The sequence below is a fragment of the Haloferax sulfurifontis ATCC BAA-897 genome, assembly GCF_000337835.1.
Lineage (GTDB): Archaea > Halobacteriota > Halobacteria > Halobacteriales > Haloferacaceae > Haloferax > Haloferax denitrificans.
This window is the reverse complement of record NZ_AOLM01000027.1, coordinates 275,721-297,767: the sequence shown is the minus strand read 5'-3', so window position 1 is coordinate 297,767 and position 22,047 is coordinate 275,721. Positions and strand designations below refer to the sequence as shown.

The window sequence follows — 22,047 nt, the reverse complement described above, 5'->3', positions numbered from 1 at the left end:
GCTCCGGAGGGCTATTGACTCCTCGCGCGTCCGTCAACTGCGGTCTTCGCCGCCGCCGACGGTGCGGTCGCCCGCCTCTCGCCGGACGCCGTCGCGGATGCGCGAGCCGACGCGCCAACCGATGCGGTCCGCGAGGGCCTGCTCGCCGAAGGCCGCGGCGGCGCTCTCGGCGGCCATCGAGTCCACGTCGAACTCGACTCCCGGGTAGTCGACCGCCGTGAGGAGCAGGGGGGTCGGCGGCGCGGGCGGGACGCCCTCGGGGCCGTCGAGGTGGTCGGGACCGAGCACGTCGTCCACCTTCGACGGCGGGGCCGCGCCCGACCCGACGGCGCGGACGAGCGAGACGAGTCGGCGGACGAGTTCGCGGGCGAAGCCGCCGGCCTCGACGCGCACGAGGAGGAAGTCGCCGTCGCGGGTCAGGTCGCCGTCGATGGCACGGACCGTCCTGTGGTCGTCGGGCGTGAGGTTGTGGAAGTCGTGTTCGCCGCGGCAGGCGTCGAAGGCGGCGCTCGCCCGGTCGTCGTCGAAGCCGTCGCTCGGGACGTGGAGGTCGTAGACGTACTCGCGGCGGGTCGGCCGGTGCCGGGCGTGGAAGTCGTCGGGCGCGTCGGCGGCGGCCCACGCCCGCACCGTCCCCGGAAGCTCCGAGTTCAGCGCCCGCGGCGTACACCAGTCTGGGCAGTCGAAGGCGACGGTCTGGGCGAGCGCGGAGACGCCCGCGTCGGTCCGCCCGGCGGCGGCGTAGTCGGTCGGTTCCTCGTCGTCGTCGCAGACGCCGAGCGCGCGGCAGGCGTCGAAGAGGGCGTCCTCGACGGTCGGCACGTCCGGCTGTCGCTGGAACCCGTGGTACGGGCGTCCGTCGTAGGCGACGCGGAAAGCGCGCATGCCGGGTGATTTTCCGGCGGACTACTTAACCGACGCCACCCGGTTCGGCGGCTCCGGTCGCCCCGCGACTACGCGTCCGCGTCCAGCGACTGCTCGTCTTCGACCGGCGAGTCCTCGCTTCGGACGGAGAGCACCGGCACGTCGGCCAGCCGGAGCACGCGCTCGGTGACGCTCCCGAGCAGGTAGCGCTCGATTCCCCGGCGGCCGTGGGTCCCCATCACGATGAGGTCGGCGTCGACCTCGTCGGCGTACCGGAGAATCGCCCGGTGCGGCGAGCCGTGTTCGACGGCCGTGACGACCTCGATGCCGTCCGCCTCGGCCGCCTCGACGGCCTCGGAGACGATGCGCTCGCCTTCCGCCTCGTAGGCGCGGACGAGGCCGCCGGCGTCGAGTTGGGTCGCGTGGAGGGCGCGCTCGTCGACGACGTAGAGGGCGTAGAGCGTCGCGTCCGTCGTCGCGGCGAGGTCGAGAGCGCGGTCGAGCGCCTCGTCGGCGGGGCCGCTACCGTCCAGCGGGACGAGAATCCTGTCGTACATGTCACTCGCCTGTACGACGGGCGGGGACAAAAGGGCGCGCGCCGGTATCGGGCCGCGGGAATCGCGGCGCGAGTCGGCCGGCGCGAGGGTCGAGTCTGCCGGCGTGGCCCGCGAGTCGGCCTACTCGTAGTCCTCGTAGGTCGGCGCGTCGCGCTCGCCGGGGAAGTCGTCGACGGGGACGGTGGTCTGGTCGCCGCTCGCCATGTCCTTGACCGTCACTTCGCCGTTTTCGAGGTCGCGCTCGCCGACGATGACGACCGTGTCGGCGTTGACCGAGTCGGCGTAGGACATCTGCGCGCCGAAGCTCCGGTCGGACACGTCGACCTCGACCACGTTGCCCGCCGCGCGGAGGTCGCGGGCGATATCTGAGGCGACGCCGCGGGTGTCGCCGACGGTGAGGAGGTAGTAGTCGGTCGCCAGCTCCTCGTCGGGCCAGACGCCGGCGCGCTGACAGAGCAGTTGGAGCGTCGCGTTGCCGATGCCGACGCCGACGGCGGGGGTGGGCTGGCCGCCGAACGACTCGATGAGGTCGTCGTAGCGGCCGCCGCCGAACGTCGCCCGCGACACGTCGCCCGTGGAGTCGAAGCACTCGAAGACGACACCGGTGTAGTAGTCCAGCCCGCGGGCGGTCGAAAGCGACACCTCGCAGAACTCGCCCGCGCCGAAGTCGTCGGCGGCGGCGAGGACGTTCCGGAGGTTCTCGACCGCGGCCGCGACGTCGTCGCCGCCGAACTCGGCGATTTCGTCGAGGTCGCCGCGCTCGATGAGGTCGGCGAACTCGCCGGCTTGGTCGTACGAGAGGCCGGCGTCCGAAAGCAGGCCGAGGTACTCCTCGCGTTCGACCTTCTCGGATTTGTCGACGGCGCGGACCGCGTCGGCGACGTCCACGTCGGCGTCGAACGACCGGAGCAGGCCGCCGAGGATGTCGCGGTGGGAGACGCGGAACTCGAAGTCGTCGGCCGTGAGACCGAGGTCGGTCAGCGCGTCGGCGCAGAAGGCCAGAATCTCGGCGTCGGCCTCGGGTTCCGTGGAGCCGAAGATGTCGGCGTTGGTCTGGTAGAACTCGCGGAAGCGACCCTGCTGGACCTGCTCGTAGCGCCAGAAGGGCCGGGTCGAGACCCACTTGATGGGCTTCGACAGCGCCTGTTGCTTGGCGACGACCATCCGGGCGACCGTCGGCGTCAGTTCGGGCGTGAGGGTGACCTCGCGACCGCCTTTGTCCTCGAAGGCGTACAGCTCCTCGACGATTTCCTCGCCGGATTTGTCGACGTACATCTGCGTCCGTTCGAGGTGGGGCGTCCCGATTTCGCGGAAGCCGTAGCGGGCGGCGGCGGTCTCGACGGTGTCGACGACCTCGCGCCGGGCCGACATCTCGCCGGGGTAGAAGTCACGAAATCCCTTGAGTCGGTCGTACATGCGCGTTGGTTGGCGAAGGTCGCGCTTGAAACCTGTTGTTCGGGGCGAGGGCGACTACCCGACGAGGGCGCGGAGCGCCGCCGCGTCGCCGAGCGCGATGAGCGAGACGCCGACGACCGCGAGGACGGCGGCGACGAGGCGCGTGCCGAACCGGGCCTCGCGGAGGACGACCCCGCCGAGGACGACGGCCACGATGGCCTGCGTGTTGACGATGGGCGAAGCGACGCTCGCCGGCACCAGCCCGAAGGCGGTCGACGTGACGTGTTCGCCGACGGCGACGAGCGCGCCAGCCGCGGCGAACTTCGGGAGGTCGCCGCGGACGCCCGGCCAGTTCCGGACCGCGACGGGCAGGACGGCGAGCGCCGCGCCGACGAAAAGCACCGGGACGAACACGCTCGTCGGGATGCCGAGTTCCTGTAGCGCGACGCGTTTGCCCACGTCGCTGACGGCGTAACAGGCCGCGCTGGCGAGCGCGAGTTGGGCGGGTCGCGACCGGACCGCGCGCCGAAGCGGGTCGAGGAACGCCCCACCCTCGTAGTTCGCGACGTAGACGGCGACGGTGGCGACCGCGACGCCGAGGACCTGAATCCCCGTCAGGAACTGGTTCAGAAACAGGATTTCGATGGGGAGGACGAACACCGGGACGAGCTTGTTGATGGGCGCGACGTAGGAGACGTCGCCGGCGTCGAGGGCGTCGACGAACAGGATGAGCGCGACGCCGACGAGGGCGGCCGTGCCGGCGACGATTCCCACGCCCGTCGCGCCGAGTTCGGCGAGCGAGGGGACGGCCTGCGGGTCGTACGTCATCGCCGTGACCGGGAGGTACAGGACGACTGCGAAGGCGTTGACGACGACCGTGAGAACCGCCCCGGAGTAGCCCGGGAAGTACCGCTTCAGGGCGAAGATGTAGACGCCCCAGACGAACGCGGCGAGAACGGAGTAGGCGATGCCGGGGTCCATGACTCACCCGGCGCGCGGTGGCGTGAAAAACGACGCGGTACGAGCCGCGGTGGCTGGTGGCGAGAAGGTGAGAAGGCGGGGAGGCGGGAAGGCGGGAAGGCGGGAAGGCGGCGTCCGAACGCGGGGACCGCCCTCAGCGCCGCCCGTGGACGTAGCTCTGGACGTGGTCAGGAAACACCTCGTCGACCGCCGCCCGCCCGTGTTCGGCGGCGATGAGGTGGCGGAGTTCGCCCTCGTAGTCGGCCTTCGGAATCTCCTCGGACGGGCCGGTTTCGACGTCGAGGTGCGACGCCACGAGGCGGTCGACCGCGCCGCGGCCGAACCCCGAAAGCGGCGAAAGGTAGTCGACGCCGTGGCGGTCTTCGAGGCTCTGGGCCTGCGCCCGCGAGATAGAGGGGACGCGGTCGTCGCGGCGGGTGCCGTCGGCGACGGCGTCGAAGTCGAGCCCGCAGACCGCTTCGAGGGCGTGTTCGTGGACGCGCTGGATGCCGCCGCGGGGGTAGCCGTCTTCGACCATGCGGGCGGTCGCCTCCTGTGCGACCTCGCGGTCGAGTTCCAGCGTCTCGAAGGCGTAGCCGAGTTCGGCCGCCGCGTCGCGGGCGTGCGTCCAGTCGTCCGTGACCCCGAAATGGACGGTCACGAGCGTCACGTCGTAGAAGGCGTCGAGAAGCAGTGCGGCGAGCGAGGAGTCCTTGCCGCCGCTGTAGAGGAGCGCGAGTTCCACGTGTTACCGGCGGCGGATGTTGAAGCTCTTCGACTCGGGCTGCAGCTCCTTCAGGAGCGCCTTCATCTTGTCGTCGTCGATGCGGCCCTGGATGCGCCCGCTCTGGGCGAGGGCGACGATTTGGCGTTCGACCTGTTCTGCGAAGTCCGGCTTGGACATCTGCACCGCGTTGAGCCGCTGGCGGGCCTCGTCGGTCAGGTGCTGTTTGAGAAGCGCCTGTTTCTGCTGTTCGGCGCGCTGTTGGGCGGCCTCCTCGGCCTGCTGTTGCTCGGCGGAGCCCTGTCCGCCGCCCTGCTGTTCTTGGAGTTCCTGCATCTTCTTCTTTCGAAGCTCCTCCAGTCGCTCATCGTCGGGACTGCCACTCATACCCTAGCGCACGGTCCGATGTCTGAAAACCATTACGGACCCGTATACCGACGGCTCTGGGGGAATCGGCGGTCGAAGAAGAACTATCGGTGTGTGTCGGCGGCTCTACGCGTAGCGTTCGAGTTCCGGACAGTCGAGGTCGGAGAGCACGTCGGACGCGGCGTTGTCGAGGAAGCTCGTCCCTTCGGCGGTGATGCGGCGCCCCTCGCCCTTGGCGGTCTCGACGAGGCCCTCCTCTTCGAGCTGTTGGAGGAGCGTGCGGATGATGTTCTTACTGCCGGCGTCGCTGTGCGCACCGGAGACGCTGTAGCGGTTGGAACCGCGCTTGAGGCCGCCGTACTCGGTCGAGAGGCGGTCGACGCCGACGGGGCCGTTCATGGCGACCTTGCGGAGCAGGCTCGCGCCGCGGACGTACCAGAAGTCGTCCTGCTGAGGCGGGAGCTCGCGGGTCTGGCCGCTCTTCGCGAAGGCCATCCAGTCGGGTTGCTCGATGCGGTCCTCGAGTCGTCCGGCGACCTCTTCGATGAGGGCGTCCGCCGGGACGTCATAGATGGTTACCATGGCTATTGGTTCATAATCGCGGCGTTTAAAGGCATCGTATTCGCCCGATACGGGCGGTTGGAGGCTCCTGCGCCCCGCCCGGCGTGCACCGGGGTGACAGCCCGTATCGCGCCGTCAGGACCGCCACCCGCGCGCGCTCTCCGTGCCCATCACGAGGCCGCCGAGGACGACGGGCACCCAGTAGATGAACCCGCGGAAGACGACGACGCCCGCGGTCGCCACGTCGAACGAGACGGCGGAGCTCGCGGCGGCGACGAGGATGGCGAGCGTCCACTCGATGCCGCCCGCGCCGCCGGGAAGCGGCGTCACGCCGGCGATGGCCCCGATGGGGACGACGAACAGCGCGATGGAGAAGGCGATGGGCGCGCCGATGGCGTGGAACGCCACCCAGAGCGCGACCATCTGGCAGAACCACCCGGCCCCCGACAGGCCGAGGGCGACCGCCAGTCCCCGCGGGTTTCGCCCGACGCGCTCGATAGAGCGGAAAAAGCCGTTGATGCGGCGCTCGATGCCGTCGTTCGACGGCACCGACGCCCGCGGGACGTACCGCGAGACGGTTCGGATGACCGGCGTCAGGACGCCGATGAGCCGGTGTTCGAGGTCGTAGCGGCGCTTCCACGCGACGTAGACGGCCGCCGGCACGCCGACCGCGAGGCCGACCACGGCGACGAGCGCGATTTCGAGGTTGCGGCCGAGCGTCACCTCCGTGGCGTAGTAGCCCGCGCCGATGAGCGCGATGGTGATTGAGGGAACGAAGTTGACGGTGTCGACGCTGGCGATGGCGGCCAGTCCGGTCTCGTACTCGGTGTCGGCGCTCCGGGAGATGAGAAGCGCGGTCACGGGCTCGCCGCCCGCCTGCCCGAACGGGGTGATGTTGTTCGAGAACGTCGCGCCCGTGAAGATGAGAAACGAGCGGACGAGCGAGACGTCCACGCCGAGCACGCCGAGGACGGTCTTCAGCGACGCCCCCCACGCGACGAGCCAGACGAGCGTGATGGCGAGGATGGCGACCAGATAGGTCGGCTCGGCCATCGTCACCCGGTCGATGAGCTCGTCCACGCCCGCGAAGTAGAACAGGACGGCGAAGACGACGACCGCCGCTGCGAAACCGAGCACCGTCGCGCGGAGGTTCTCGCGGGCCATTTGCTGGGGATGCGTCTACGACGGGCATTAAGTCACCGGATTCGACGGCCGAGAAACAGGTCCGTCGCGGACGCCGCCGCCGCCCCGCACCTCGTCGTCCGAACCCGTGGCGCCACTCAACGGCGGATAGATGGACATTTCCGCGTCGCCCGACACGTCCGAGGCATGGACGAGCGTGCCGCCCTCAGACTGCTCGCCGCGGACCTCCCCGGTGCCGGCGACGACGCCGCCGTCGTCGACGACCTCGTCGTCACGACCGACATGCTCCACGAGACGACGGACTTCCCCGCGGGGACGACCCGCTACACCGCCGGCTGGCGGGCCGTCGGCGCGTCGCTGTCGGACGTGGCCGCGATGGGCGCGAGCGCCACCTGCGCCGTCGCCGCCTACGCCGCCGTCGAACTCGACGAGACCGAACTCGGCGACTTCGTCCGGGGCGCGCGGGACGTCTGCGAAGCGGTCGGCGCGGAGTACGTCGGCGGCGACCTCGACACCCACCAAGAGTTCACGACGGCGACGACGGCCATCGGCCGCACCGACGACCCGGTTCGCCGCTCGGGCGCGGCCCCGGGCGACCTGCTCTGCGTTACGGGCGAACTCGGCAGGTCTGCCGCCGCCGTCCGCCTGTTCGAGGCGGACGAGACCGACCGCGCCAACGACCTCTTTCGGTTCACGCCCCGCGTCGCCGCCGGCGTCGCCCTCCGCGGGTCGGCCACGGCGATGATGGACTCCAGCGACGGCCTCGCCCGCTCGGTCCACCAGCTCGCGGAGGCCAGCGACTGCGGCTTCGAACTCGACTTCGACGCGCTCCCGGTCCACGACGCCGTCGCCGAGGCCGCGACCGATTCCGCCGACAGACGCGACCTCGCGGCGTTCTTCGGCGAGGACTTCGAACTCGTCTTTACGCTCCCCGAGTCGGCGCTCGACGCCGCCCGCGAGGCGACCGACGTGCCGCTCACGGTGGTCGGGAACGCCGTCGAGGAATCGGAATCCGCCGAGGCCGTCGTCGCCGACGGCGAGGTCGTTCCGGACCGCGGTTACACCCACGGCGGCGACGAGTAACATAGCTGTTTTCGGCGGGTTCGCGCCCGCCCGAGCCCTATCTCGGCTCTACCCCGGAATGACCTGAATCGGCACGAGGAGGAAACACGCCGCGCCGAGGGCGAACGTAAAGAGGCCGACGGCCATCCGGCCCGTTCCGAGCGGCGTCTCGTCTATCGGTTTCGCCGGGCCGTTGTAGGCGATGAACGTCGACATCAGGCCCCAGAAGAACCACAGGCCGACGGACTGGTTGAGGCCGAGGCCGCGGACGTAGTGGAGGTAGCCGGCGATGCCGAACAGGACGAGCGGGACGGCCGCCGCGAGCGACTCCTGGCGCTCGCCGAGCATCGCCCGGACCATGTGGCCGCCGTCGAGTTGGCCGACGGGGAGCAGGTTGAGGACGGTGAAGAACATCCCGACCCAGCCGCCGATGACGACGGGATGGACGACGGTCCGGGGGTCGGCGTACTCCGTCGGCCGGCCGAGGACGGCCGCGATGGCGTCGAGGAGCGGCGGGTTGTTGAACACGATCATGTCCCCGGACCGGGCGAGGACTTCGCTCGGGACGGTCATCGGTTCGAGCGAGAGTCCGATGACCGTGACGACCACCGTCGCCAAGAGCCCGGCCAGCGGGCCGGCGACGCCGATGTCGAACAGCGTCTTTCGGTCGGGCATCTGGCCGCGCATGCGGATGATGGCACCGAGCGTGCCGAACGGGAAGATAAACGGGATGAGGTAGGGAAGCGAGACGTTGACGCCGTGGTATCGGCCGACCGCGTAGTGACCGAGCTCGTGGACCGAGAGGACGCCGAGGACCGCGGCGGTGAAGGGCCACGCCCGAAGCAACACGAGCGGGTTCGCGGCGATGTCGGAAAGGGGGATGTAGTACCACGCGTACGCGCCGACGAACAGCGTCGAGAGGACCGTTAGCGCGAACAGCGTGATGTTCTTCCACGGGATTTCCTCGATGCCCTGCGAGGCCGGCTCGACGATGACCACGTCGGTCTCTCCGAGTCCCGAAACCTGCGCTTCAACGTCGTAGCCGGCCCCTCGGAACGCCGACCAGATTTCGCGGACGAGCATCTGCTCGGGGACGAGCGACTCGCCGTAGTAGATACGTCGGCGACCGTCTGACCGCACCTCGTGAACGTCGAAGACGGCGCGAAGCGCCTCCACCGGCGGTCCGTCCGCCGATTCGGACTGTTCCATCGACGTGGGGTAGGCGGGCGACGTGCATAAATCCCGTGACGGGAGCCGAACCGGCGGGCGACGGCGGCGCGGGAGGCGGTCGCTCGGCCGTCTGCGTCGAAGTCGAAAAGCGAAGCGCCGCGGAACCGTGAGGGCGTCGCCGCGGAACGGGTGGGCCGTCACCGGGGATGTGTGGTGGAGGCCGTTCGGGCGGGGCGTGCGGGGAGTTCGGCTCTCTGCGCCGTGGGGAGGGCGGTCGGTCCGTCGGCGGTCGGTCCGTCGGCGTCACGAACCGAGCGGGGGTATCGGGGGTCGAGTCGCGTCTCGGCGTGGGGGTCCGAGCGCGCTCGGCGGGGCTGTCGTGGGGTCGCGGGCTGTCGCGGAGTCGCGTTCAGTTCGTTCGGGGACCGGGCGGTACGCGTCGTCCTGACGCTGGCGTCGGTCGCGGAGCGGGCGATGCGTGCGTTCAGGCGGTCTCGACGCGCCACGTGGTCGCGCTCGTGTACGACCACTTCTCGATGGTCAGCTCCGTCGCGGAGTCGCGGAGCTTGACCATCAGGGCGCCGATCTCCTTGGGAGACAGGCCGACGTCGTCGGCGATGAATTTGCTCTTGAAGTACATCTCGCCGTCTTTCGCACGGTCGAGCAGGTACTGCTTGAGGCGGTCTTCCTTGGAGCTACTGTCGGTGGAGGGGGGTACTGTTGCGCTCATCTGGTACACCTCACTTCCACCTATCGGCCCATCACCTGTTATAAAGGAAGGTCCGTTAGAATTAGTTCGGCCGCTTTCAGCTTGAATCGACCAAAACGGTTCGTTTTAGGAATCTTTGAAATCGACGTAGATTTTTTAGAACCGATTCTGAGGAATTATTTCTAAAAATACTAGTTAGAAAACAATGGGGCGAAAACACCCCAATTCACCCCGTCTGACGACCCATTTTGCGGAAATCGGTGCCGCAATATCGGCGATTTCTCCGCCGACGCGACTATCCGCGTACCGTGAATAATCCGCGTCGGCTCAGCGGTCGTGGACCCAGAACTCCTCGTCGGTGGTCGTCTCCTTCTTGAAAATCGGCACCTCGTCTTTCAGGCGGTCGATTCCGTCTTCGACCGTCCGGAACGCCTCTCGGCGGTGCCCCGCGAGGACGACGACGAACACGATGTCCTCGCCGTCGCCGACGACGCCCACCCGGTGATGCATGAGGACGCGGAGGACGCCGTCGCGTGCCTCCAGTTCCTCCGAAATCGCGGCCATCTTCGACTCCGCGACCCCGTCGTACTTCTCGAATTCGAGGCTGAGCGTCGGGTCGTCGCCCTCGGCCTCCTTCGCGCGCACTCGTCCGGTGAACGTCGCAATCGCGCCGGCGTACACCTCCAGCGGGTCCGCCTTCGCGCGTTCGACCAGCGTTTCGAGCGTGACGTGCGGTTCGTGCGCGTCGACCTCCGCGGCGAGGGACGCCACGTCCGCGGCGTCGGCCGTTTCGACTTCCTTGACGACGCTCGCCGCGTCGGCACCGGCGAGGGCGACCGTCGGGACGCGCGCGTCGGGGAACCCCGAGAGGAGCGCGTAGTCGTACTCTGCCGAGAGGTCGTCGAGGAGCCCATCGAGGTCGCGGTCGTCGCCGGTGCCGACCCAGTTGCCGTCCGGCGAGAGGCCGTAGGCGGCGGCGACGCCGTCTGTCGACTCCGGTTCGGTCGCGCTCTCGGGGAGCGATTCCACGGTGGCGACGCGGCCGTCTAACTGCGCGGCGAGTCGGTCACAGAGCGTCGTCGCGCCCGCGCCGACGATTCCGAAGACGTGCATACCCGAAGGACGGCCCGCGCCGGTTTAAGATTGCTCCGTGCCGGCCTCGTCGGACTCGGGTGTCGGCTCGGACTTCCGCGCCTCGGGGCGCGGGCGGGTCCCGTAGAGGTGGACGGCGACGGCCGCGCCGACGAGACCGAGGAGCGTCGCCAGCCACGGGGCCGCCGCGCCGACGGGGGTGTCGGCCGTCGCGGGCAACGTGTCGAACTGCCAGAGCGCCCAGCCGACCGAAAAACAGGCCACCAGCGCCCAGTTGAAGACGGTTCTGCGGTCGACCTCGCCGCGGCGGTGGCGGACGAGCATCGCGCCGAGCGCGAGCACCCACCCGACGGCGATGAGCGTGACCGTCTCCACGGTGACGAGTCGCATACCCGTAGTCGCCGCGAGAGTGGTTTAAAGCCCCCGACACGGGCGTCTCGCAGTTGATAACCCTTAAGATGCGGTCACGGATACCCGTGTGCAATGAGAGTCGTCATCTCCATCGGCGGAAGCGTGCTCGCGCCGGACCTCGACGCTCGACGCGTGGAGGCTCACGCCTCCGTCGTCGAAACGCTCGCGCGGGACGGGTGCGAAATCGGTGCGGTCGTCGGCGGCGGCGGCGTCGCCCGCGACTACATCGGCGCGGCCCGCGACCTCGGCGCGAACGAGGTCCAACTCGACCAGATCGGCATCGACGTGACCAGAATCAACGCCCGCCTGCTCATCGCGGCGCTCGGCTCGCAGGTCGACCCCAAGGTCGCCCACGACTACGAGGACGCCGGCGACGCCATCCGGCGCGGCGACATCTCGGTGATGGGCGGCGTCATGCCCGGCCAGACCACGGACGCCGTCGCGGCCGCGCTCGCCGAGTACGTCGACGCCGACCTGCTCGTCTACGCGACCAGCGTCGACGGCGTGTTCAGCGCCGACCCGAAATCCGACCCCGACGCGACGAAGTTCGAGGAGATGACCGCCGCGGAGCTCGTCGACGTCATCGGCGACATCGAGATGAACGCCGGGTCGTCCGCCCCGGTCGACCTCCTCGCCGCGAAGCTCATCGAGCGCGCGAAGATGCGCACCATCGTCCTCGACGGCACGGACCCCGACCGCATCACGCCGGCGGTCCTCCGCGGCGAGCACACGGGAACCGACATCATCCCCGAGGGCGGCGACGAACCGACCTACTGGGCCCCCTGAGATGGCGACGAACGACCCCTCTCGCGGCGACGCCGCCGCGGGCGCGACCGACGGCGACGGCGACGCGGACGCCGCCCACCACGGCTTCTGGGCCGACGAGGTCGCCGACGAAATCGAGGCCCGCGACCCCGACGAGCCGGTCGTCGTCAAGGGCGGCGTCTCCCCCTCGGGCGTGGCCCACCTCGGCAACTTCAACGAGATTATGCGCGGCTACTTCGTCGCCGAGGTGCTCCGCGAGCGCGGCCACGAGGTCCGGCAGGTGTTCACCAGCGACGACAAAGACCCGCTCCGGAAGCTCCCGCGAAAGCTCGCGGACGCCGACGGCAACATCGTCGGGCTGGGCGAGGTCGACGCCGGCGCGCTCGGCCGCAACCTCGGCAAGCCGTACACGTCGATTCCGGACCCGTTCGGCGAGGCCGAGTCCTACGCGGCGCACTTCGCGGCGCTCCTGAAGGCCGACGCCGACCGCCTCGGCGTCCCGGTGGAGATGATTTCCAACACCGAACTGTACGACAACGGCGACTTCGACCCCGTGGTCGAACACGTCCTCGAACACGCCGACACCGCCCGCGAGGTGCTGGGCGAGTACCAGTCGAAGGTCGACGAGGACTACGTCCCCTTCAACCCCGTCTGCGCCGAATGCGGCAAAATCACGGAGACGGTCACGGCCGTCGACCTCGACGCCGGCACCGTCGACTACGTCTGTACCGACATGACCGTCGGCGACAACACCATCGACGGCTGTGGCCACGAGGGGACCGCGACGTTCCGCGAGGGCAAGCTCCCGTGGCGCTTCGAGTGGCCCGGCCAGTGGCAGGTCCTCGGCGTCGACTTCGAGCCGTTCGGCAAGGACCACGCCGAGGGCTCGTGGCCCTCCGGCAAGGACATCGCCGAGAACGTCCTCGGAATCGAGCCGCCGGTGCCGATGGTGTACGAGTGGTTCACGCTCAACGGCGAGGCGCTGTCGTCGTCGGCCGGCAACATCGTCACCGTCGCGGAGATGCTCGACCTGCTCGAACCCGAGGTGCTCCGGTACTTCTTCGCGCTCAACCCGCGGAAGGCCCGCGACCTCGACCTCACGCGGCTCGACCAGCTCGTCGACGACTTCGACCGCTTCGAGCGCGCCTCCTTCGGCGAGGTCGACGACGAGAGCCTGACCCGCTTCGCCGAGCGCGCCTACCCGTTCGTCGTCGACGAGGTCCGCGAGGACCGGGTTCGGCTCCCGTACACGTTCGCGGCCGTCCTCGGCATGACCGACGACGAGGACCTGCGCGTCAAGATGGCCCGCAACGAGGGCTTCTTCGACGAGGACACCCCCGACGAGGTGGTCGAAGAGGCGCTCGGCCGGGTCGAACGCGCCCGCCGCTGGGCCGAGAAGATGGACAACCAGTACAACTACCGCCTGCAGGTCGACCTCCCCGAGTTCGACTTCGAGCCCGCGGTCGAGGCCGCCCTCGACGACCTCGCGGACTTCGTTGCGGAGGGCCACGACGGCGAGGCGATTCAGGGCGAAATCTACGAGACGGCGCGCCGCCACGACATCGAGATGGGCGACTTCTTCGCCGCCGGCTACCGGCTGTTTTTCGACGCCGAACAGGGGCCGCGACTCGGCGAGTTCCTCGGCGAGCTGGAGCGCGACTTCGTCGTCACGCGACTCCGCCGCGAGGACTGACTCCTCGCCCCTCTCCCCTCGTCGTCGCCGTCGCCCTCACCCGGACCGTCAGTTCTCTTCGATAGCGTCTATGACGACCGCGCCGACGACGGCGAGCCGCGGGTCGATTCGCTCGCGGTCCACGTCGACGGTGTACTTGTCTCGGAGCGAGAACTGCCCGTCTACCGCGCCGACCGACTCTCCCGTCGCGTCCTCGATGCGGTACGAGAAGGGAATGAGCGTCGTGACGAGTCGTCTGGCGACCGCCATCGGGACGCTGTCCTCGACGATTCGCCCCGTGACCGACCCGTCGGGGCCGAGCAGTTGGTAGGTGTGTCTGGCGAACGAGAACGCGCCGCGTTTGACCGCGCCGACGCGCTCGCCGGTCCGACTGTCGACGATGTCGTAGGCGGCCGACACGTCGAGGACGCTGTCGGCCTTGACGCGGAAGCGCTCTTCGCCGGTGTCGTGGTCGTTCAGCCGGAAGTCCTCCTTCAGTTTGAACTTCTTTTGCTTCGCCGAGAGGACGGGGTCGTCGCCCTCGTAGACGACGTAGTTGTTGCCGATGGACACCTTCTGTCGGACCTCGTAGCGGGAACTGTCGAACACGGTTCCCGTTGGTCGCCGGGGTGGCTAAAACCCTTCTGGGGGACGACTTATGTCCCCGACGCGCGTACGGTGAGACGGGCCCGTTCCCCCGTGAACGACGCCTACCGCGGCCTCGCCGCATCACAGTTCACATGTCTCTCATCGACTTCATCCGGTCCGTGGAGGAATCGCAAGACGAATTCGACGTCGAACTGGAGGAGTTCGACGCCGACTCCGAACAGGCGGCCGTCGACGACGACTCCTCGGGCGGCCGCTCGTGGGGCCGTCTGCTCCTCGTCGCGTTGCTCCTCGTGGGCGTCGCCTACGCCGTCTCTCGGCTTCGCTCGTCGTCCGGCGACTCCTTTACCGACATCGCGCTCGCCGACGACCCCGCCGGGGGCGAGACGGCGGCCGACGACGCGACCGGCGACGAGGACGCCACGGTCACCGTCGAACACGACCCCGAGGAGGAGACTGAGGACGCCGCGTCCGACGACGAGGCGGACGAGGCGGACGAGACTGCCGACGCGACCGACGAGGAGACCGACGCGGACGACGACGGCGCGGTCGAAGTCGAAATCGAGTCGCCCGGCGACGACGACGAGTAACCCGACTCTCGGTCGCGGGCCGGGTCGGCGCTCCCGACCGCGACCCCGCTCGCGCTCGTCGAACGGGGTACCGTGACCCGAACGGTGGTACCGTAACCCGAACGCCTTTTGGCGCGCGCCGCTTCCCTTCGGGCGATGAACACGCTGCTTTGGGTTCTCGCCGGCTTCATCGCCTACTCTCTCCTCGCGGCGCTGTTGCGTGCTCGCGGTATCCTCCCCGAGTACGTCCGCGTCCAGGGTCCCCTCACGACGGTCCACACCCGTCGCGGCCGCGAACTCCTCGACAGAATCGCCGCCCCCAAGCGGTTCTGGCGGGCGTGGAGCAACGTCGGCCTCGGCATCGCCCTCGTCATCATGGTCGGGACGTTCGTCCTCCTCGTCTATCAGGCGGTCGTCATCCTCCAGAACCCGCCCGCCCCGACGCAGGTGAACCAGCCGCAGAACTTCCTCGTCATCCCCGGCGTCAACGACTTCCTCCCGCTTTCGGTCGCGCCGGAAATCCTCTTCGGCCTCCTCGTCGGCCTCGTCGTCCACGAGGGCGGCCACGGCGTCCTCAGCCGCGTCGAGGGCATCGACGTGGAGTCGATGGGAATCGTCCTCCTGACGATACTCCCCGTGGGGGCGTTCGTCGAACCCTCCGAGGAGAGCCAGCGCCGCGCCGACCGCGGCGGCAAGTCGCGGATGTTCGCCGCCGGCGTGACGAACAACTTCGCCGTCACGCTGGTCGCGTTCGCCCTGCTTTTCGGCCCGGTCATCGGCTCTATCTCGGTCGCGCCGGGCGTCGCCGTCTCCGGGGCGTACGCCGGGTCGCCGGCCGACGCGGCAGGTATCTCGGGCGGCGACCGCGTGACCGCTATCGAGGGCACGCCGGTCAACACGACGCGGGAACTCGACGCCGCGCTCCTCGCGACCGACGCGGGGACGGTGTCGGTCGAACTCGACGGCGAGCGGACCGTCTCGGTCACGCGCGAACTCGTCGTCGCCGGCTCCGTCGAAGGCAACCCCGCGAACCTCACCGTCGAGTCCGGGACCGACCCGATTCGCGTGACCGCGGTCAACGGGACCGCCGTCTCGACGCGCGCCGACTTCGAGTCGGCCGTCGGCGACTCGCGGTTCGCCCGCCTCGACACCTCCGCCGGCGAGCGCACCATCCCAGTCGGTGCGTACATCACGGTGGTTTCCGAGAACCAACCGCTGTACAACGCCACGGGAACGACCCAACCCCTCATCGTCTCGTCGTTCGACGGCGAGCGAATCACCTCCTCGACGGAGCTTCAGCAGGCGCTCGACCGGACTGACCCCGACCAGACGGTGCCCGTCGAAGTCTATCGCGACGGCGGCTTCGAGACGGTGCAGGTGACGCTCGGCACGAACGACCAGGACGGCAACGGCTTCCTCGGCGTCAGAATCTTCCAGGGGACGAGCGGCCTGGTCCTGACGGACTTCGGCACGCAGGAGTACCCCGCGGGGACGTACCTCTCGCTTCTCGGCGGTGACGGCGGCGACGGCGGCCTCGCGACCGCCTTCGCCGGGTCGCCCCTCCAGCTCGTCTACGTGTCACTGCTGTTGCCCCTCGCGTCGGTCGTCCTCGGGATTCCGAACTTCCCCGGCTTCACCGGACAGGTCGTCAACTTCTATCAGGTCGGCGGCCCGCTCGGCTTCCTCGGCGGCGGCGTCTTCATCTTCGCTAACGTCCTGTTTTGGACGGCGTGGATAAACCTCCAACTGGGGCTTTTCAACTGCATCCCCGGCTACCCGCTCGACGGCGGTCGCATCCTGCGGACCTCGGCCGAGGCCGTCGTCTCGCGGCTCCCCGTCGACGACCCCCACACCGTCGTCCGGACCATCACGACCTCCGTCGGCCTCACGATGCTCGCGTCGCTCGTGCTCATGATATTCGGGCCGACGCTCCTCGGCTGAGCATCCCGGTCGGCGAGACGGCCCTCCGTTCCCCTCCGCTCGGGGCTGACCCGCCGTCCCTCGACGGTTCTCGAACCGCGAAAACGACTCGCAACTTCAATACCGGATGACTCCCTAGGCCACGGTATGGTAGAGGCCCCACAGACCGACGAGGGCTGGTTCGCGCTGCACGACTTCCGAACCGTCGACTGGGACGCGTGGCGTGACGCGCCCGAACACGAGCGCCGCCGCGCAATCGAGGAGGGCGTCGCGTACCTCGACGCCCACGAGGCGGTCGAGGACGCCGAGGCGGGCGCGTCCGCCGTCTTCTCCGTCCTCGGCCACAAGGCGGACTTCGTGGTCGTCCACTTCCGGCCGACGCTGGACGACGTCTCGCGCGCCGAACGGCAGTTCGAGCAGACCGCGCTCGCGGCCTTCACCGAACAGCCGACCTCCTACGTCTCCGTCACCGAGGTGTCCGGCTACGTCTCGGACGACTACTTCGAGGGCAACGAGGAGGACATCGACACCGGCCTGCTCCGCTACATCGAGGGCAAGCTCAAACCTGACATCCCCGAGGACACCTACATGTCCTTCTACCCGATGTCGAAGCGCCGCGGCGAGGAGCACAACTGGTACGACCTCTCGTTCGACGAGCGCCGCGACCTGATGTCCACCCACGGCGACACCGGCCGGCAGTACGCCGGGAAAATCAAGCAGGTCATCGCCTCCTCGGTCGGCTTCGACGACTACGAGTGGGGCGTCACGCTGTTCGGCGACGACCCGACCGACATCAAGGACATCGTCTACGAGATGCGCTTCGACGAGGTGTCCTCGAAGTACGGCGAGTTCGGCCAGTTCTACGTCGGGCGGCGCTTCCCGCCGTCTGACCTCGGCGCGTTCCTCGCGGGCGACGGCGTCCCGACCAGCGAGTTCGAAGACGAGTCCCACCACGGCGCGCACGCGCACGGCGAGGGTGGCCACCACCACGGCGGCGACGGACACCATCACGGCGGCGAAGGCGGACAGCACCACGGCGACGGCGACGACGGTGGACACCACCACGGCGACGACGGCGGCGACGAGAGCGCCGACGAGGACATCCGGGGACAGCTCGAAGACCTGAACATCTACGCCGGCAAGCCCCACGGCGAGGACGTGTACGCGACGGTCCTCTACTCCGAGGCCGACGCCGACGAGCTGTTCGACGAGGTCGAGGGCCTCCGGGGCAACTTCGACCACTACCCGACGCACGTCAAGACGGCCGTCTACGAGGCCAACGAGCGCGGTCGGGTCGCCGTCGTCTCCATCTGGGAGACGGCGTCGGCCGCCGAGACCGCCGCGGGCTTCCTCTCGGAGCTTCCCGGCATCGTCGAGCGCGCCGGCGAGGAGTCCGGCTTCGGCACGATGGGGATGTTCTACACCGTCAAGTCCGAACACCGCGGCGACTTCGTCGAGAAGTTCGGCACCGTCGGCGGCCTCCTCGAAGAGATGGACGGCCACTTCGACACGGACCTGATGGTCAACGTCGAGGACGAAGACGACATGTTCATCGCCAGCCAGTGGCGCTCGCAGGACGACGCGATGGAGTTCTTCCGCTCGGACGCGTTCCGCGACACGGTCCAGTGGGGCCGCGACGTGCTGGCGGACCGGCCGCGACACGTGTTCTTAGCGTAGCTCCGCGACCATCGGGAGCGGGGTGAGGAACCCCCATACGGGGGTGACGAACCTTTTTGGTCCAGACTTTGCCAGCGAGCGGAGCGAGCGCACGAAAAGGTGGCGTGTACGTGCTGGCGGACCGGCCGCGACACGTCTTCCTCGCCCGAGTCAGTCGAACGTCAAAATAGGGACGCGGCTTTTTACGCGAGCGCGGCGCGAACGTCTCGGAGCTTCGGGCGGACCTTGTCGGCCCCGACGTTGTACGCGAAGTACAGCGCCACCGCGCCCATCACGACCGCCCACGCGGCGATTTCGACGTTGCCCTGTTCGAAGGTGACGAACGCGAAGCGCTCGATGTACGCGCCGGCGAGGGAAAGCCCCGCACTGCCGAGGCCGAAGACGAGGAGTTCGAGGAGGTCCGGGAGCACGTCGACGAGTGAACTACGCATAGTCGTCCCGAACTCGGTCGAGCGTTGTGGCTTTTTCGGTCTCGAATCGGCTTCAGTTCCGCTCGAAAGTCGGTTCCGACTCGTCTGTCGCCCGAGCCTGCGCCCGCGATTGCGACCCGGCGAGGAGGTCTTCGGTCTCGACCAGTCTGTCGAGGCGGCGCTCGAACTCCTCGTCGGAGAGTTCGCCGGCGGCGTAGCGCTCCCGCAGTCGCTCGATGGCCGACTCGTCGTCGACCGGGTCGTACCCGGAACCGTCCGCCGACCCCGTCCACTCGCCTTCGCCGTCGGGGTCGCCGCGTCCGCGGCGACGGACGCGCCGCCCGGCGTACGCCAGCGCCATCACCGTCGGCGCGACGACGAGAAACCAGACGACGGCGAGGTGCGCTTCGAGCCCCATCATCAGCGCGATGAGCATCAACCACGCCCCGGTGACCGCTCCCAAAAGCGGCGGGCTTCGGGCTACGACGCGGGCCTCGCGGGAGAGTACCGAACCGAATCGTTCGAGGACCATCGGTCGGACGTGTCTCTCTAAATACAAAAAACCGCGTCCGAGCGAGGCGGGTTAGTCGCTGTTTCCGTTCCCGTTGCCGCGTCCCGGAGTGCCGTCACCGTCGCCTCGCCCCGGGTTGTCGGCGTCGTCGCCGTCGGGGTCGTTCCCGTGGCCGCGGTCGCCGTCTTCGGGCGTGTAGACGTAGAGGCAGTCGTTTTTGTACGAGCGGCCGAACTGGTCGGCGTCCTCGCAACAGAGCACGCGGCCGTCGTCCATCACGTCGAGGTTGTCGACGTTGATGAGCGCGTCGTCGGCGACGGCGGCGGGGTCGCTCGCGTCGGGGCCGACGATGACGGGTTCGAGCGTCGAGACGTTGTAATCGGCCGCCAGTTCCGCGCGGTAGACGACGCCGCCGTCGACGCGCTGGAACTGGAGGTCGCCCGCGTCGTTCGACATGTCGTCGTTGAGTTCGGAGATGCCGAAGTAGACGTAGTCGCCGGGTTCCGCGCCGTCGACGCTGTCGATGCCCTCGGCCTTGTTGAACTCGATGGTCGCGCCGATTTCCTTCGCGGCCGCGCGGGTTTCGAGGAACGGGACGCGTCGGAGTCTCTCGTCCACGCCACCGGGACCGGCCGCCTCGTACTGGTCGGCCCACTCGACGATTTCCTCGTCGGTGACGTAGTCGCGGTTGCCGTTTTCGACGACCGCCCTGTCGGCGGCTTCGAGGAGTTCGGGAGTCACCTCGTCGCCCTCCTCCCAGTCCGTGTGGGTTTCGAGGTAGTCGACCTGCGTGACGCCGTCGTACTCCGCGACCCACGCCGCGACTTCCGCGTTGGTCGCGTGCCCGAGTTCGACCCACTCGATTTCGAGGTTCACGTCTGCCGGGGGCGCTTCGACCGCGGCGTCGCGGTTCGTCACGTACGGCGCGTAGAGCGTTCCGGCGAGGTCCATCGGGTCGTCGTAGCTCGGAATCGGCTCGTCGGCGACGAACTTGTAGACGCCCTTGCTGTCGCCGTCGGAGGCGAGGTAGACCGTCCGCTCGTCGGACTGCACGTCGGGGCACTCCCACGCGGCCCGTCCCATGACGTAGTACTTGACCGGCTCGGGGGTCTCGGCGGCCGGGTCGCGGACGTCGACGATGTAGCCGTAGCGGTACGGGTTGGGGTAGACGTCGCCGATGGGCGTCAGATCGTTGCCGTCGCCGGACTGGTCGACCGGCTCCGCGCCGAGGTAGTACGCGAGGAGTTCGACGCCCGCGACCGCCCAGTAGCTCTGGACGAACCACGACTCGTCGCCGTAGTAGTCGTCGACGGCCGCCTGAATCTCGGTCGGGTTGGGTCGGTTCCAGAACTCGTGTGCGCCGCGGAGCCCCTTGCCCGTCCCCTTCTCGACGATGTCGCCGACCGTCGCGGTCAGCGAGACGCGCGGGTGGCCGTAGTTCTCCTCGGCCGACAGCATCGTGTTCCACGGGCTCAGGTCGCCGTAGCAGTTGATTCGCGTCCCCCCGAGGTCGCGCAGGGCGTCGGTGTTGGCGAGGTTCAGCGCGTTTTCGAGGTCGGCGGTCCACGAGCCGTCGTCGTCCCGACTGAGCGGAATCCGCGAGACGTTACCCGGACTCGCCTCCCAGTTGGTGAACAGGTAGCCTTCGGTCTCCTCGTCGTTCGTGGCGACGAACTGGTTGCAGTCGGGGGTGTAGCCCGCGTCGGCGTACTTCGACCCGCTGAACTGGTCGCTCGTGATGTTCGTTCCGTCGGGCGTCTGCGGCACGCCGAGGAGTTCCGACCCGCCGTTGATGACGTCGCGCTCGCGGGCCAGAATCTCGTAGTCGCCGGCGGCGGACCGGACCGTCCGCCGCTCTGCGTCCGTCTCGGGCGTCGACAGCTCGTCGAAGTCGCTCTCGCCGTCGAACGAGAACTGGAAGCCGGAGAAGTAGCCGACCGCCGCCCTGTCGTAGGGCGCGGGGTTCTCGCGGTCGGGGTGCTGGAGGCTGTAGAGGAGCGACCCGTCGCCGAAGACGAACGGACCGGTCACTTCCGCGCCGAACGCCGTCGTCGAAAACCGCTTGAGTTCGCCGCGCACGAGCGGTGCGCGCGGCGTGTTCGGGTCGTCGGGGTCGGCCGCCTGACCGACGCCCGCCACGCTCGCTCCCAGCGCGGCGGCGACGGACGATGCCATGAGGGTTCGCCGAGTGAATTCCACCATGCGACCGAAGAAGCGGAACCGGCCCCCGTGTAGATTTATATGACAACAAGGTTGCAATACTGTCCGAGGGAGAGCGGTCTGTTGATTATATAGCGGTCCGGTCTCACTCCGCGGCCGACGCGTCGTCCGCGACTGGCTTCCCCTCGCGTTCGAGCGCCTCGACCCCGTCTCGAATCTCCTCGGCGCGTCGTCGGACGGCCGCGACGTAGCGCTCGATTCGCGCCCGCTTTTTCCCGTAGAACGACGCCACCCAGTCGGCGTCGGCGTAGGGGTGCGTCAGGAAGTACGCGGCGAGGGTGTCGCGGCCCGCTTGAATGATTTCCGGCGGCACGCCGCGGTCGCCCGTGCCGGCCTCGACGAACCCGTTCACGTCGAAGTAGACGTCGGCGTAGAGCGCGGCCGTGTCGGGGTCGTCGAACTCGCGGCCCGCGTGGTCGGGCGCGCGGAAGCCGTATCGGCGACCCTCCTCATCTGGGTCGTCGTACTCGACGATTCGGACGCCCAGCGGGTAGGTTCTGTACGCGCGCTCCGACCGCGTCTCGGGGGAGGGAGATGCTGAATTCGACATGTTCGGGTGTGCGCGTCGCCCCGGCGCGAGCGCACCGCGGCGACCGTACCGGTCGGGTTCGACGGCGGGGGTGTAGTAGGCTTATAAGTTGGATATATATCGAACGGGAGCCCTCGTGAGCGTCCGAAACGAG

At 68.9% G+C, this 22,047-nt stretch carries 23 protein-coding genes; 6 read left to right on the top strand and 17 right to left on the bottom strand.

Features of this window, described 5'->3' with window-relative positions:
• Positions 1 to 33: 33 nt before the first annotated feature.
• From truA to C441_RS16935, 8 genes are all read right to left on the bottom strand, one after another.
• Positions 34 to 885: a tRNA pseudouridine(38-40) synthase TruA gene (gene truA, locus C441_RS16970; RefSeq protein WP_007276190.1), complete on the bottom strand. Its 852-nt coding sequence runs from the start codon at positions 883 to 885 to the stop codon at positions 34 to 36.
• 68 nt (positions 886 to 953) lie between these two features.
• The gene (locus C441_RS16965; protein WP_004967495.1) at positions 954 to 1,421 is read right to left on the bottom strand and encodes a universal stress protein; all 468 of its coding nucleotides are present in this window, start codon (positions 1,419 to 1,421) and stop codon (positions 954 to 956) included.
• A 120-nt stretch (positions 1,422 to 1,541) separates the two neighbouring features.
• Entirely contained in the window at positions 1,542 to 2,837 is a 1,296-nt protein-coding gene (hisS, locus tag C441_RS16960; RefSeq protein ID WP_007276189.1) for a histidine--tRNA ligase, read from the bottom strand.
• 54 nt (positions 2,838 to 2,891) lie between these two features.
• On the bottom strand, positions 2,892 to 3,797 hold the full coding sequence (locus tag C441_RS16955; protein ID WP_007276188.1) for an EamA family transporter: 906 nt from the start codon (positions 3,795 to 3,797) through the stop codon (positions 2,892 to 2,894).
• A gap of 133 nt (positions 3,798 to 3,930) precedes the next feature.
• Positions 3,931 to 4,521, bottom strand: coding sequence for a DUF7411 family protein (locus tag C441_RS16950; protein ID WP_007276187.1), 591 nt, complete (start codon positions 4,519 to 4,521; stop codon positions 3,931 to 3,933).
• 3 nt (positions 4,522 to 4,524) lie between these two features.
• Positions 4,525 to 4,887, bottom strand: coding sequence for a DNA-binding protein (locus tag C441_RS16945; protein ID WP_004063030.1), 363 nt, complete (start codon positions 4,885 to 4,887; stop codon positions 4,525 to 4,527).
• Positions 4,888 to 4,992: 105 nt separating this feature from the next.
• Positions 4,993 to 5,448, bottom strand: coding sequence for a 30S ribosomal protein S19e (locus C441_RS16940; protein WP_007276186.1), 456 nt, complete (start codon positions 5,446 to 5,448; stop codon positions 4,993 to 4,995).
• A gap of 114 nt (positions 5,449 to 5,562) precedes the next feature.
• The gene (locus tag C441_RS16935) at positions 5,563 to 6,591 is read right to left on the bottom strand and encodes a lysylphosphatidylglycerol synthase transmembrane domain-containing protein (RefSeq protein ID WP_004967491.1); all 1,029 of its coding nucleotides are present in this window, start codon (positions 6,589 to 6,591) and stop codon (positions 5,563 to 5,565) included.
• Between the two features lie 165 nt (positions 6,592 to 6,756).
• Here C441_RS16935 and thiL point away from each other — a divergent pair, with 165 nt between their 5' ends.
• Positions 6,757 to 7,653 (top strand): thiamine-phosphate kinase, encoded by an 897-nt coding sequence (gene thiL / locus C441_RS16930; RefSeq protein WP_007276185.1) that lies wholly within the window; start codon positions 6,757 to 6,759, stop codon positions 7,651 to 7,653.
• 48 nt (positions 7,654 to 7,701) lie between these two features.
• Here thiL and C441_RS16925 read toward each other — a convergent pair whose 3' ends face one another.
• From C441_RS16925 to C441_RS16910, 4 genes are all read right to left on the bottom strand, one after another.
• Positions 7,702 to 8,841, bottom strand: coding sequence for a site-2 protease family protein (locus C441_RS16925; RefSeq protein ID WP_007276184.1), 1,140 nt, complete (start codon positions 8,839 to 8,841; stop codon positions 7,702 to 7,704).
• A 445-nt stretch (positions 8,842 to 9,286) separates the two neighbouring features.
• Positions 9,287 to 9,532 (bottom strand): DUF7123 family protein, encoded by a 246-nt coding sequence (locus C441_RS16920; RefSeq protein WP_049920675.1) that lies wholly within the window; start codon positions 9,530 to 9,532, stop codon positions 9,287 to 9,289.
• Positions 9,533 to 9,838: 306 nt separating this feature from the next.
• The gene (locus C441_RS16915) at positions 9,839 to 10,624 is read right to left on the bottom strand and encodes a molybdopterin synthase (protein ID WP_007276182.1); all 786 of its coding nucleotides are present in this window, start codon (positions 10,622 to 10,624) and stop codon (positions 9,839 to 9,841) included.
• A 24-nt stretch (positions 10,625 to 10,648) separates the two neighbouring features.
• A complete protein-coding gene (locus C441_RS16910) occupies positions 10,649 to 10,993 on the bottom strand; it encodes a hypothetical protein (protein WP_007276181.1) in 345 nt (114 codons plus the stop codon).
• 93 nt (positions 10,994 to 11,086) lie between these two features.
• On the opposite strand from C441_RS16910, the gene pyrH reads away from it, so the two are divergent.
• Positions 11,087 to 11,800, top strand: coding sequence for a UMP kinase (gene pyrH / locus C441_RS16905; RefSeq protein ID WP_004967484.1), 714 nt, complete (start codon positions 11,087 to 11,089; stop codon positions 11,798 to 11,800).
• 1 nt (position 11,801) lies between these two features.
• The gene (gene lysS, locus C441_RS16900) at positions 11,802 to 13,472 is read left to right on the top strand and encodes a lysine--tRNA ligase (RefSeq protein ID WP_007276180.1); all 1,671 of its coding nucleotides are present in this window, start codon (positions 11,802 to 11,804) and stop codon (positions 13,470 to 13,472) included.
• Positions 13,473 to 13,520: 48 nt separating this feature from the next.
• On the opposite strand, the gene C441_RS16895 is transcribed toward lysS, so the two are convergent.
• Positions 13,521 to 14,060: a hypothetical protein gene (locus tag C441_RS16895; RefSeq protein WP_007276179.1), complete on the bottom strand. Its 540-nt coding sequence runs from the start codon at positions 14,058 to 14,060 to the stop codon at positions 13,521 to 13,523.
• A 131-nt stretch (positions 14,061 to 14,191) separates the two neighbouring features.
• Between C441_RS16895 and C441_RS16890 the strand changes: the two genes are divergently transcribed.
• The 3 genes from C441_RS16890 to C441_RS16880 all read left to right on the top strand — a co-directional run bounded on the left by C441_RS16890 (position 14,192) and on the right by C441_RS16880 (position 18,223).
• A complete protein-coding gene (locus tag C441_RS16890; RefSeq protein WP_007276178.1) occupies positions 14,192 to 14,647 on the top strand; it encodes a hypothetical protein in 456 nt (151 codons plus the stop codon).
• A gap of 135 nt (positions 14,648 to 14,782) precedes the next feature.
• Entirely contained in the window at positions 14,783 to 16,567 is a 1,785-nt protein-coding gene (locus C441_RS16885; RefSeq protein ID WP_007276177.1) for a site-2 protease family protein, read from the top strand.
• A 126-nt stretch (positions 16,568 to 16,693) separates the two neighbouring features.
• Positions 16,694 to 18,223, top strand: a complete 1,530-nt coding sequence (locus C441_RS16880; RefSeq protein WP_007276176.1) for a heme-binding protein — start codon at positions 16,694 to 16,696, stop codon at positions 18,221 to 18,223.
• Between the two features lie 182 nt (positions 18,224 to 18,405).
• Here C441_RS16880 and C441_RS16875 read toward each other — a convergent pair whose 3' ends face one another.
• From C441_RS16875 to C441_RS16860, 4 genes are all read right to left on the bottom strand, one after another.
• Positions 18,406 to 18,654 (bottom strand): hypothetical protein, encoded by a 249-nt coding sequence (locus C441_RS16875; RefSeq protein WP_007276175.1) that lies wholly within the window; start codon positions 18,652 to 18,654, stop codon positions 18,406 to 18,408.
• A gap of 52 nt (positions 18,655 to 18,706) precedes the next feature.
• Entirely contained in the window at positions 18,707 to 19,165 is a 459-nt protein-coding gene (locus tag C441_RS16870; protein ID WP_007276174.1) for an SHOCT domain-containing protein, read from the bottom strand.
• A gap of 51 nt (positions 19,166 to 19,216) precedes the next feature.
• A complete protein-coding gene (locus tag C441_RS16865; RefSeq protein ID WP_049920661.1) occupies positions 19,217 to 21,346 on the bottom strand; it encodes an alkaline phosphatase PhoX in 2,130 nt (709 codons plus the stop codon).
• Between the two features lie 103 nt (positions 21,347 to 21,449).
• Positions 21,450 to 21,914, bottom strand: a complete 465-nt coding sequence (locus C441_RS16860; RefSeq protein ID WP_007276172.1) for a hypothetical protein — start codon at positions 21,912 to 21,914, stop codon at positions 21,450 to 21,452.
• Positions 21,915 to 22,047 lie beyond the last annotated feature (133 nt).

What these genes read in the sequence shown, in the direction of transcription:
- C441_RS16890 (WP_007276178.1), top strand. Translation starts at nt 14,192, where the DNA reads ATGTCTCTCATCGACTTCATCCGGTCCGTGGAGGAATCGCAAGACGAA.
- C441_RS16885 (WP_007276177.1), top strand. Translation starts at nt 14,783, where the DNA reads ATGAACACGCTGCTTTGGGTTCTCGCCGGCTTCATCGCCTACTCTCTC.
- C441_RS16935 (WP_004967491.1), bottom strand. Translation starts at nt 6,591, where the DNA reads ATGGCCCGCGAGAACCTCCGCGCGACGGTGCTCGGTTTCGCAGCGGCG.
- hisS (WP_007276189.1), bottom strand. Translation starts at nt 2,837, where the DNA reads ATGTACGACCGACTCAAGGGATTTCGTGACTTCTACCCCGGCGAGATG.
- C441_RS16880 (WP_007276176.1), top strand. Translation starts at nt 16,694, where the DNA reads ATGGTAGAGGCCCCACAGACCGACGAGGGCTGGTTCGCGCTGCACGAC.
- C441_RS16955 (WP_007276188.1), bottom strand. Translation starts at nt 3,797, where the DNA reads ATGGACCCCGGCATCGCCTACTCCGTTCTCGCCGCGTTCGTCTGGGGC.
- C441_RS16920 (WP_049920675.1), bottom strand. Translation starts at nt 9,532, where the DNA reads ATGAGCGCAACAGTACCCCCCTCCACCGACAGTAGCTCCAAGGAAGAC.
- C441_RS16940 (WP_007276186.1), bottom strand. Translation starts at nt 5,448, where the DNA reads ATGGTAACCATCTATGACGTCCCGGCGGACGCCCTCATCGAAGAGGTC.
- thiL (WP_007276185.1), top strand. Translation starts at nt 6,757, where the DNA reads ATGGACGAGCGTGCCGCCCTCAGACTGCTCGCCGCGGACCTCCCCGGT.
- C441_RS16865 (WP_049920661.1), bottom strand. Translation starts at nt 21,346, where the DNA reads ATGGTGGAATTCACTCGGCGAACCCTCATGGCATCGTCCGTCGCCGCC.
- C441_RS16875 (WP_007276175.1), bottom strand. Translation starts at nt 18,654, where the DNA reads ATGCGTAGTTCACTCGTCGACGTGCTCCCGGACCTCCTCGAACTCCTC.
- C441_RS16965 (WP_004967495.1), bottom strand. Translation starts at nt 1,421, where the DNA reads ATGTACGACAGGATTCTCGTCCCGCTGGACGGTAGCGGCCCCGCCGAC.
- C441_RS16910 (WP_007276181.1), bottom strand. Translation starts at nt 10,993, where the DNA reads ATGCGACTCGTCACCGTGGAGACGGTCACGCTCATCGCCGTCGGGTGG.
- C441_RS16925 (WP_007276184.1), bottom strand. Translation starts at nt 8,841, where the DNA reads ATGGAACAGTCCGAATCGGCGGACGGACCGCCGGTGGAGGCGCTTCGC.
- C441_RS16860 (WP_007276172.1), bottom strand. Translation starts at nt 21,914, where the DNA reads ATGTCGAATTCAGCATCTCCCTCCCCCGAGACGCGGTCGGAGCGCGCG.
- C441_RS16945 (WP_004063030.1), bottom strand. Translation starts at nt 4,887, where the DNA reads ATGAGTGGCAGTCCCGACGATGAGCGACTGGAGGAGCTTCGAAAGAAG.
- lysS (WP_007276180.1), top strand. Translation starts at nt 11,802, where the DNA reads ATGGCGACGAACGACCCCTCTCGCGGCGACGCCGCCGCGGGCGCGACC.
- truA (WP_007276190.1), bottom strand. Translation starts at nt 885, where the DNA reads ATGCGCGCTTTCCGCGTCGCCTACGACGGACGCCCGTACCACGGGTTC.
- pyrH (WP_004967484.1), top strand. Translation starts at nt 11,087, where the DNA reads ATGAGAGTCGTCATCTCCATCGGCGGAAGCGTGCTCGCGCCGGACCTC.
- C441_RS16870 (WP_007276174.1), bottom strand. Translation starts at nt 19,165, where the DNA reads ATGGTCCTCGAACGATTCGGTTCGGTACTCTCCCGCGAGGCCCGCGTC.
- C441_RS16915 (WP_007276182.1), bottom strand. Translation starts at nt 10,624, where the DNA reads ATGCACGTCTTCGGAATCGTCGGCGCGGGCGCGACGACGCTCTGTGAC.